Origin of the sequence: Mycobacterium sp. E2462 (genome assembly GCF_001672685.1) — a bacterium.
In the GTDB taxonomy this organism is placed as follows: domain Bacteria; phylum Actinomycetota; class Actinomycetes; order Mycobacteriales; family Mycobacteriaceae; genus Mycobacterium.
Genome location: NZ_LZKC01000332.1, coordinates 1 through 9,031 on the forward strand (window position 1 = coordinate 1; position 9,031 = coordinate 9,031).

Sequence of the window (9,031 nt, forward strand, 5' to 3'; positions counted from 1 at the left end):
GCGGGGCGTCCGCAAGAGCTACACCGAGGCGCTGATCGGCCGCGGCGACATCTCGATGAAGGAGGCCGAGGACGCCCTGCGCGATTACCAGGGCCAGCTGGAACGGGTGTTCAACGAGGTCCGCGAGCTCGAGCGGCACGGCGCCCTGCCCAGCGAGTCGGTGGAGTCCCACCAGATGGTGGCGGCGGGCCTGGACACCTCGGTGGACAAGTCCCTGCTGGCCCGGATCGGCGACGCGTTCCTGGACCTGCCCGAGGGTTTCACCGCGCATTCGCGCGTGCTGCCGGTGCTGGAGAAGCGCCGCGAGATGGCCTACGAGGGCAAGATCGACTGGGCCTTCGGCGAGCTGCTGGCGCTGGGTTCGCTGGTCGCCGAGGGCAAGCTGGTGCGGCTGTCCGGCCAGGACACCCGGCGCGGCACCTTCTCGCAACGCCACTCGGTGATCATCGACCGCGACACCGGCGTCGAGTTCACCCCGCTCAAACTCCTCATGACCGCCAAGGACGGGACGCCGACCGGGGGCAAATTCCTGGTCTACGACTCGCCGCTGTCGGAGTACGCCGCCGTGGGCTTCGAATACGGCTACACCGTCGGCAACCCGGACGCGCTAGTGCTGTGGGAGGCGCAGTTCGGTGACTTTGTCAACGGCGCGCAGTCGATCATCGACGAGTTCATCAGCTCCGGCGAGGCCAAGTGGGGCCAGCTGTCCAACGTGGTGCTGCTGTTGCCGCACGGCCACGAGGGCCAGGGCCCCGACCACACGTCGGGCCGCATCGAGCGTTTCCTGCAGCTGTGGGCGGAGGGCTCGATGACGATCGCGGTGCCCTCGACACCGGCCAACTACTTTCACCTGCTGCGCCGGCACGCCCTGGACGGGGTCCAGCGCCCGCTGATCGTGTTCACGCCGAAGTCGATGCTGCGCAACAAGGCGGCCGTCAGCGACATCCGCGACTTCACCGAGCTCAAGTTCCGCTCGGTGCTCGAGGAGCCCACCTACGAGGACGGCGTCGGCGACCGCAACACGGTCACCCGGGTGCTGCTCACCAGCGGCAAGCTGTACTACGAGCTGGTCGCCCGCAAGGCCAAGGACCACCGGGACGACGTCGCGATCGTGCGGATCGAGCAGCTCGCCCCGCTGCCCAAGGGCCGCCTGTCGCGCACCCTGGACAGCTATCCCAACGCCACCGAGTTCTTCTGGGTGCAGGAGGAGCCGGCCAACCAGGGCGCGTGGCCGCGCTTCGGCCTGGAGCTGCCCGAGCTGCTGCCCGAGAAGTTGGCCGGCATCAAGCGCATCTCGCGGCGGGCCATGTCGGCCCCGTCGTCGGGCTCGTCAAAGGTGCACGCCGTCGAGCAGCAGGAGATCCTCGACACGGCCTTCCGCTGAGCCGGCCGGCACGGGTGCGCCACCCACCGGTATCGGGGACCGCCGGTACCGGCTAGCCTCGACGCAAAGCAGGCGACGGGAAAGGGTGCTCATGCAAGGGTTCGCCGGCAAGGTGGCGGTCGTGACGGGCGCGGGTTCGGGAATCGGCCAGGCGCTGGCCGTCGAGTTGGCCCGCTCGGGCGCCAAGCTGGCGATCAGCGACGTCGACACCGAAGGCCTGGCGCAGACCGAGGAGCAGCTCAAGGCCATCGGCGCGCCGGTCAAGGCCGACCGCCTCGACGTCACGGAGCGTGAGGCGTTCCTGGCCTACGCCGACGAGGTCAATGAGCACTTCGGCAAGGTGAACCAGATCTACAACAACGCCGGCATCGCCTTCACCGGCGACGTCGAGGTCAGCCAGTTCAAGGACATCGAACGGGTGATGGACGTGGACTTCTGGGGTGTGGTCAACGGCACCAAGGCCTTCCTGCCGCACCTGATCGCCTCCGGCGACGGCCACGTCGTCAACATCTCCAGCATCTTCGGCCTGTTCGCGGTGCCCGGCCAGGCGGCCTACAACTCCGCGAAGTTCGCCGTCCGCGGCTTCACCGAGGCGCTGCGCCAGGAGATGGCCGCGGCCGGGCAGCCGGTCGCGGTCACCACGGTGCACCCGGGCGGCATCAAGACCGCGATCGCCCGCAACGCGACCGCCGCCGAGGGCCTGGACCGCGACGACCTGGCCAAGCTCTTCGACAAGCGGCTGGCCCGCACCAGCCCGCGGCGCGCCGCGGAGGTGATCCTGACCGGGGTGCACAAGAAGAAGGCGCGGGTGCTGGTGGGCACGGACGCCAAGATCCTGGACATCGTGGTGCGGCTGACGGGGTCGGGATACCAGCAGCTGTTCGGGCCGGTCATGGGCCGGTTGATGCCCAAGCAGTAGGAGCCCGCGGGGCGACGCGCCGCCTGTGCCGCTGATCACTGCGCATCCCGGCCTATCCGGGGTGAATCGCTGCTAGCCTCAACGCGACTAAGCCTGCAAGGAGTGCCGCATGCAAGGGTTCGCCGCCAAGGTCGCCGTCGTGACCGGCGCCGGTTCGGGTATCGGCCAGGCCCTGGCGACCGAGTTGGGCCGCGCGGGCGCCAAGCTGGCGATCAGCGACGTCGACAGCGACGGCTTGGCGCAGACCGAGCTGCTGCTCAAGGAGCTGGGCGCGCCGGTCCTGGCGAACCAGCTCGACGTCACCGAGCGCGAGGCGTTCCTGGCCTACGCCGACACCGTCAAGCAGCACTACGGCACCGTCAACCAGATCTACAACAACGCGGGCATCACCTTCGTCGGGTCCATCGAAGACAGCCGGTTCAAGGACATCGAACGGGTGATGGACGTCAACTACTGGGGCGTAGTCAACGGCACCAAGGCCTTCCTGCCGCACCTGATCGCCTCCGGTGACGGCCACGTCGTCAACATCTCCAGCGCGCTCGGCCTGTTCACCGCGCCGGGGCAGGCGGCCTACGTGTCGGCGAAATTCGCGATCCGCGGTTTCACCGAGGCGCTGCAGCAGGAGATGGTGCGGGCCGGTCACCCGGTGCGCGTGACCGTGGTGCACCCCGGCGGCGTGCAGACGGGGTTCGCCCGCAACGCCATGTTCGCCGAGGGGCTCGACCAGGCCGGCATGGCCGAGGTGTTCGAGCAGCAGCAGGCCAAGACCACCCCCCAGCGCGCCGCGCAGCTGATCCTGCAGGGCGTGCAGAAGGGCAAGCACCGCGTGCTCGTCGGGCCGGATGTCAAGGCGATGGACCTGCTGGTGCGGGCGGCCGGCCCGAACTACGAGCTGCTGCTGAACGGCCCCGTGATGAGCCGGGTCAAGGACACGGTCGCGCGGCTCCTGCCGAAACGCTAGCCGGGTTCGCTACCGTCCAAGCGGGTGCTCGGCCAGCCATCCGGACGCCACCGCCTGCGGGTCGGCTCCCGTCGCTACCTGGCGGCGCATGTCGACCAACGCCGCGGTGTCCAGCACGCCGGCGACCTCGTTGACCGAGAGCAGCTGCCGATCGCTCAGGGCGTTGCGCCGGTACAGCGGCACGACGTTCTCGGCGCGGACGAGGGCGGGTTTGCCGTCGGCCAGGGCCACCAGGTCGGCGGGCATGCCGGGATCGGCGGTGGTCGTCCAACCCGCGGTGAGCTGCCCGGCGCGTATCGCGGCAAACAGCACCGCGGCGTCGGGAAAGTCCCGCGGCGCGGGCAACCGGCAGCTGCCGACCGTCGACGGCGGCTGGTGCCCCGCGACCGCGCCGACGTCCAGGCCCGCGCAGTGCTGCGGCAGCGTGGTCAGGTCCGCGCTGGCGCCGCTGCCGCCCCATGCCTTGGCGGTCGAGCGGCTCACCAATAGCACGGGTTTGTCCTCGGCGGCCGTGGTGTAGTCCCCGGCGGCGACGCCCTCGGGGAGCGCCGCCACCATCGCCCGGTAGACCTGGGTGTCCGAGGTGGCCGCGGCGCCCGGTTGCAGCGCCTGCAGCGTGCGGCCGGTGAAGGCGGGGACGACGGTGAACGCGCCCGAATCCAGTTGGGCCATCGGATCACCGGCGCTCGCGGTGCTCGCGGCGAAGCCGTAGGACCGCAGCGCGGCGGCGTAGACGCCGGCCAGCAGCGTCGCGTCGGCGCCGGGTTGGGAGCCCACCACCACCTCCGGGCGGGCGCGCGTCCCGGCGGCCTGGGTGGCGCAACCGGCCAGCACGAGCGCGGCGGCGAGCAGCGAGGCGGCGCGCCTGCCGGTCCTCACCCGGTGACGTCGGGGACTTCCGCGGCCAGGGCGACCGCGTTGGCGACGGCCTCCCCGACCCGCAGGTCCAGGGGGCTGGGAACGATCCGGTCCGGCGCGAGATCGTCGCTGACGACGGAGAAGATCGCCTCGGCCGCGGCCACCATCATCTTCTCGGTGATCCGCCGCGCGCCCGCGTCCAGCGCGCCGCGGAACACGCCCGGGAAGGCCAGCACGTTGTTGATCTGGTTGGGGAAGTCGCTGCGGCCGGTGGCCACCACGGCGGCGTACTTCGCGGCGACCTGCGGGTGGATCTCCGGGTCCGGGTTGGACAGCGCGAAGACGATCGCCTCGGGCGCCATGGTGGCGATCATCTCCTCGGGCACCACCCCGCCCGACACCCCGAGGAACAGGTCGGCGCCGCGCAGCGCCTCGGCCATGCTGCCGGACAGGCCGGCCGGGTTGGTGCGCCCCGCCAGCGCGACCTTGACGTCGTTCATGTCCTCGCGGGCGGGGTGCAGGATGCCCCGCGAATCCAGGACGGTGACGTCGGACACGCCCATCGCCAGCAGCAGGTTGGTGCACGCGACGCCGGCCGCGCCGGCGCCGGACACCACCACGCGCAGCGACGTCATGTCGCGGCCGAGCAGCTTGGTCGCACCCATCAGCGCGGCCAGCGCGACGATGGCGGTGCCGTGCTGGTCGTCGTGCATCACCGGGCAGTCCAGGGCCTCGATGACGCGCCGCTCGATCTCGAAGCAGCGCGGCGCCGAGATGTCCTCGAGGTTGACCGCGCCGAAGGTCGGGCGCAGCCGCACGAGGGTCTCGACGATCTCGTCGGGATCCTTGGTGTCCAGGACGATCGGGATGGCGTTCAGCCCGCCGTACGCCTGGAACAGGGCGCACTTGCCCTCCATCACCGGCAGCGACGCCGCGGGCCCGATGTCGCCGAGACCGAGCACCGCGCTGCCGTCGCTGACGACGGCGACCAACCGGTTCGCCCAGGTGTAGCGGGCGGCCTGCGCGTGGTCCGCGGCGATCGCGCGGCTGACCTGCGCGACGCCCGGCGTGTAGGCGATCGACAATGCGCGCTGGGTGTCCAGCGGCGCCGTCGGGCCTACCGAGAGCTTCCCGCCGACGTGTGCCTCGAAGATCTCCGCATCGGTGATCCCGCCCTGCTCGGCGCGGTTCTGTATCGATTCAAGCAATTCGGACACTCGCCCCAGCGTACTGACTACCCATTAGTAGGCCTAATTGCGAAATCGCGGCAGCCCGCGGCGCCGGGAACCCGGCCATGGGCGGCGGATTCCCGGCGTCAGGGGTGCGCTCAGATGAGCTTGAGCTCCGTCACGGCGGTGCGCTCCTCGACCAACTCGGCGGTGGTCTTGTCGATGCGGCTCTGAGAGAATTCGTCGATCTCCAGGCCCTGCACGATGGACCAGTTGCCGCCCTTGGTGGTCACCGGGAACGAGGACACGATGCCCTCGGGGACGCCGTAGGAGCCGTCGCTGTAGACCGCCATCGACACCCAGTCACCCTCCGGGCTGCCGAGCAGCCACGAGCGGGCGGCGTCGACGGTGGCCGACGCGGCCGAGGCCGCCGACGAGGCGCCACGCGCGTCGATGATGGCCGCGCCGCGCTTGGCGACGGTCGGGATGAAGTCGTTCTCGATCCAGTTCTGGTCGTTGACCACCTCGGCGGCGTTGCGGCCGCCGACCTCGGCGTGGAAGATGTCGGGGTACTGCGTGGCCGAGTGGTTGCCCCAGATGGTCACCTTCTTGATGTCGGTGACCTTCGCGCCGGTCTTCTTGGCGAGCTGCGAGATCGCCCGGTTGTGGTCCAGGCGGGTCAGCGCGGAGAACCGCTCCTTGGGGATGTCGGGGGCGTTGCTCAGCGCGATCAACGCGTTGGTGTTGGCCGGGTTACCGGTCACGCCGATGCGAATGTCGTCGGCGGCGACGGAGTTCAGCGCCTTGCCCTGGGCGGTGAAAATGGCGCCGTTGGCCTCCAACAGGTCGCTGCGCTCCATGCCCGGGCCGCGCGGGCGGGCACCGACCAGCAGGGCCAGGTTGGCGCCGTCGAAGATCTTGTTGGCGTCGGCGCCGATCTCGACGCCCGAGAGCAGCGGGAACGCGCAGTCGTCGAGCTCCATCACGACGCCCTCGAGCGCCTTGAGGGCGGGCTCGATCTCGAGCAGCCGCAGCTCGATCGGGCGGTCGGGACCCAGCAGCGAGCCGCTCGCCAGGCGGAACAACAGGCTGTAGCCGATCTGGCCGGCGGCGCCGGTGACGGCGACCTTCAGAGGACTTGCGCTCACGTCGATGTACTCCTCGTGGAGATGTGTGCAGATTCGGGGTTCGGCTCGAAACTAGCGCACCCTTGCTCGCCGCCGATCCCCGGTCCGGCACCGCAGCCGTTTGCGCCCTTTGCATCGGCACGCTCCCGGAACCTTTGGCGCGTAGCATGTCCACCGCCTGGCCTGACCTGCGCGGCGATCGGAGGTGGACGTGTTCCAAGGGTTTGACGCGTTGCCCGAAGTGCTCCGCCCGCTGGCGCATCCCCCGTCGCAGCCCAAGCCGGAGTCGGCGCCGCCGCATCCACCCAACAACGCGCTGATCGACTGCGCCGTCTACGCCGAGGGGCACCGCCTGCCCGGCAAATTCAACTACGCCGCCGCGCTGAGCAAGGTGCGGGAGATCGAGACGCTGGGCCACGACGGGTTCGTCTGGGTCGGCCTGCGCGAGCCCGACCTGGCGCAGATGCAGGAGGCGGCCGACGTGTTCGGGATGCACCCCCTGGCGGTGGAGGACGCGGTGTGCGCACACCAGCGGCCCAAGCTGGAGCGCTACGACGACACGCTGTTCCTGGTCCTCAAGACCGTCAACTACGTTCCGCACGAGTCGGTGGTGCTGGCCCGCGAGATCGTCGAGACGGGCGAGATCATGGTCTTCGTCGGCAAAGACTTCGTGGTGACGGTGCGCCACGGCGAACACGGCGGCCTGTCCGAGGTCCGCAAGCGCCTGGACAACGATCCCGACCAGATGCGGCTGGGCCCGTACGCGGTGATGCACGCGATCGCCGACCGGGTGGTGGACCACTACCTCGAGGTGAGCAGCCTGATGATGTCGGACATCGACAGCATCGAGGAGGTCGCGTTCGCCCCGGGCAGCAAGATCGACGTCGAGCCCATCTACCTGCTCAAGCGCGAGGTGGTCGAGCTGCGGCGGTGCGTCAACCCGCTGTCGGCCGCGTTCCACCGGATCCAGGTGGAGAACAAGGACGTCATCTCCAAGGAGGTGCGGCGCTACCTGCGCGACGTCGCCGACCACCACTCCGAGGCCGCCGACCAGATCGCCAGCTACGACGACATGCTGAACTCGTTGATCCAGGCGGCGCTGGCGCGCGTCGGGATGCAGCAGAACAACGACATGCGCAAGATGGCCGCCTGGGCCGGTATCTTGGCGGTCCCCACCATGGTCGCCGCCATCTACGGGATGAATTTCCACTTCATGCCGGAGCTGGACTGGACGTGGGGTTATCCGGGCGTGATGGGCCTGATGACGCTCGCCTGCCTGGCGCTGTACTTCCAGTTCCGCCGCAACAACTGGCTGTGACGCGGTTGCGCGTGCGCTGATGGCGTTGCGCGTGCGCTGATGGCGTTGCGTGTGCGCTGATGGCGTTGCGTGTGCGCTGATGGCGGGATTTCCGCGATTTCTCCGCCGTGTGCGCACACTCAACGGGAGGCACTCAACGGGAAGCGCTCAACGGGGTTGCGCCGCCGGGCGATTGGGGTTCAGCACGTCGACCCCGTCGTTGACCCACGCCTGCCGCATCGCCTCGGCGCCCTTGAGCCGCACCCACGCGGCCTCGGTCGCGGTGATCGGCGTCGCCGACAGGAACCGGACCGGGTCGCGGGGTGGATCCAGCGGCAGGTCCTCGATGTCGCTGGGCCCCAGCAGCACCGCGGTGAACGGCACCCGGCGCGCCGACTCCGGCGGCCACGCCCACAGCGGCGAGCCGAGGTCGATCAGGGCGTCGGCGACCAGCACCAGCCCGTCGACGGCCGGGGTCGCTGCGAGCACCGCGAGGGTGCGGGCCAGCCCGCTGACCGGACCCGGGTTGCGCAGGGAGAGAACGACTTCCGCGCGTGGACCGCGTTCTGGGTCGGCGACGATCTCCGTCGGGTCGACCATCGGGTGGCGCGAGCAGCCCAGCGACGCGTAGTGCGCGACGTCGTCCGTGCCGCGGAACCGCAGCACCTGGATGGTTTCGGTGCCCAGGAAGGTGACGCTCGCCGACGCCGGCTGGTCGTCGGCGAAATGGCTGCGCAGGTGGGCGCGCACCCGGTCCAGGATCTGGGTCACCGCGCCTCGATGGTCAGGTTCGCGCCGGAGTCGGCGTCGAAGACGGCGAGCTTGGCGGTGTCGAACGCCAATTCCAGCGGCTGCCCGATGGCCGCCGTGGATTCCGCGGGAACCCTTGCCACGAACTGGTTTTCGTGGGCGTCCGACTCCGCGGCCAGCTCGTCGAGCTGGGCCGAGTGGGCGGCCCACCCGCCGGTGGAGAAGTACGCGTACTTGTCGGCGCCCAGCGACTCGACCATGTCGACCTTCACCTCGAACGTCAGCGCCCGGATGCGCTGATAGCCGTCGATCAGCGCGGCGTCGACCAGGTGCTCGGGCCGCACCCCCACGATGACGCTGCGCGGTTGCGGGTGCCCCGCGATCACCGCCCGGACGTCCGGTTCCAGCATCACCTCGCCGAAGGGCAGCGTCACCCCGATGGGTGTCAGCGTGCCCGGGAAGAAGTTCATCGCCGGCGAACCGATGAATCCGGCGACGAACAGATTGGCGGGCTGGGCGTAGAGCTGCTCGGGCGTGCCGATCTGCTGGGCGACGCCGGCGTGCAT

7 protein-coding genes and 2 pseudogenes are annotated in these 9,031 nt (G+C 70.0%); 4 read left to right on the top strand and 5 right to left on the bottom strand.

What is annotated here, in order from left to right:
* The 3 genes and pseudogenes from kgd to A5714_RS17420 form a co-directional block, all read left to right on the top strand.
* Positions 1-1,384, top strand: a pseudogene (kgd, locus tag A5714_RS17410) (multifunctional oxoglutarate decarboxylase/oxoglutarate dehydrogenase thiamine pyrophosphate-binding subunit/dihydrolipoyllysine-residue succinyltransferase subunit); the annotation flags it as partial.
* A gap of 91 nt (positions 1,385-1,475) precedes the next feature.
* Positions 1,476-2,303, top strand: coding sequence for an SDR family oxidoreductase (locus tag A5714_RS17415; RefSeq protein ID WP_068069601.1), 828 nt, complete (start codon positions 1,476-1,478; stop codon positions 2,301-2,303).
* A gap of 109 nt (positions 2,304-2,412) precedes the next feature.
* Complete coding sequence (locus A5714_RS17420) at positions 2,413-3,264, top strand: SDR family oxidoreductase (RefSeq protein ID WP_068069599.1); 852 nt, start codon at positions 2,413-2,415, stop codon at positions 3,262-3,264.
* Between the two features lie 9 nt (positions 3,265-3,273).
* Here A5714_RS17420 and A5714_RS17425 read toward each other — a convergent pair whose 3' ends face one another.
* The 3 genes from A5714_RS17425 to A5714_RS17435 form a co-directional block, all read right to left on the bottom strand.
* Complete coding sequence (locus tag A5714_RS17425) at positions 3,274-4,143, bottom strand: glycine betaine ABC transporter substrate-binding protein (RefSeq protein WP_068287164.1); 870 nt, start codon at positions 4,141-4,143, stop codon at positions 3,274-3,276.
* Positions 4,140-5,339: an NADP-dependent malic enzyme gene (locus A5714_RS17430; RefSeq protein ID WP_068287167.1), complete on the bottom strand. Its 1,200-nt coding sequence runs from the start codon at positions 5,337-5,339 to the stop codon at positions 4,140-4,142. The genes A5714_RS17425 and A5714_RS17430 overlap by 4 nt, the downstream gene beginning before the upstream one ends.
* A 110-nt stretch (positions 5,340-5,449) precedes the next feature.
* Positions 5,450-6,439 carry a malate dehydrogenase gene (locus A5714_RS17435; protein ID WP_068287170.1) on the bottom strand — a complete coding sequence of 330 codons (990 nt, stop codon included), beginning with the start codon at positions 6,437-6,439 and terminating at the stop codon, positions 5,450-5,452.
* A 190-nt stretch (positions 6,440-6,629) separates the two neighbouring features.
* Between A5714_RS17435 and corA the strand changes: the two genes are divergently transcribed.
* Positions 6,630-7,736, top strand: coding sequence for a magnesium/cobalt transporter CorA (corA, locus tag A5714_RS17440; protein ID WP_068069635.1), 1,107 nt, complete (start codon positions 6,630-6,632; stop codon positions 7,734-7,736).
* A 147-nt stretch (positions 7,737-7,883) separates the two neighbouring features.
* Here the strand turns inward: corA and A5714_RS17445 are convergent, their stop codons facing one another.
* Both A5714_RS17445 and A5714_RS17450 read right to left on the bottom strand, forming a co-directional pair.
* Entirely contained in the window at positions 7,884-8,486 is a 603-nt protein-coding gene (locus tag A5714_RS17445; protein WP_068287173.1) for a suppressor of fused domain protein, read from the bottom strand.
* A pseudogene (locus A5714_RS17450) lies at positions 8,483-9,031 on the bottom strand (ABC transporter ATP-binding protein); the annotation flags it as partial. The pseudogene A5714_RS17450 and the gene A5714_RS17445, both read right to left, overlap by 4 nt.

Excerpts from the sequence above, each read along its gene's own strand:
- A5714_RS17420 (WP_068069599.1), top strand. The coding sequence starts at position 2,413 with ATGCAAGGGTTCGCCGCCAAGGTCGCCGTCGTGACCGGCGCCGGTTCG.
- A5714_RS17415 (WP_068069601.1), top strand. The coding sequence starts at position 1,476 with ATGCAAGGGTTCGCCGGCAAGGTGGCGGTCGTGACGGGCGCGGGTTCG.